This window comes from Neobacillus bataviensis (genome assembly GCF_019969725.1).
The window spans coordinates 1-449 of the sequence record NZ_JAHXYW010000061.1; the positions used below are offsets into that span (position 1 = coordinate 1).

Sequence of the window (449 nt, forward strand, 5' to 3'; positions counted from 1 at the left end):
GTCGTGAAGTGATCCAGCTGCACCTCGGCGGTGGTACGCCGAATTTCCTCGATGCCGATGCGATGACCGCACTGGTCGAGGGCCTGCGCCGCCGCTTCGATTTCAGCGGTTCGTCGCAGCGTGATTTTTCCATAGAACTGGACCCGCGTTTCATCGACACCAGCGATGTGGCGATGCTGGCCCGGCTGGGCTTCAACCGCGCCAGCCTGGGCGTGCAGGATTTCGACCCGCAGGTGCAGGAATCGATCAACCGGGTGCAGGGCGTACGGCAGACGCTGGATATCCTGCGTGCGTGCCGCGACAGCGGCATGCGTTCGGTCAACGTCGATCTGATCTACGGCCTGCCAGGGCAGAGTCTGCAGGGCTTCGGCCGCACCCTGGAACTGGTGCTGGCGCTGCGTCCGGATCGACTGGCGGTGTATGGCTATGCGCATCTTCCGCACCTGTTC

1 protein-coding gene is annotated in these 449 nt (G+C 63.7%); it reads left to right on the forward strand.

The annotated features are described in order from the left end of the window. The coding region (locus LC455_RS31140; RefSeq protein ID WP_223596810.1) for a radical SAM protein at positions 1–449 on the forward strand (449 nt) is incomplete at both ends.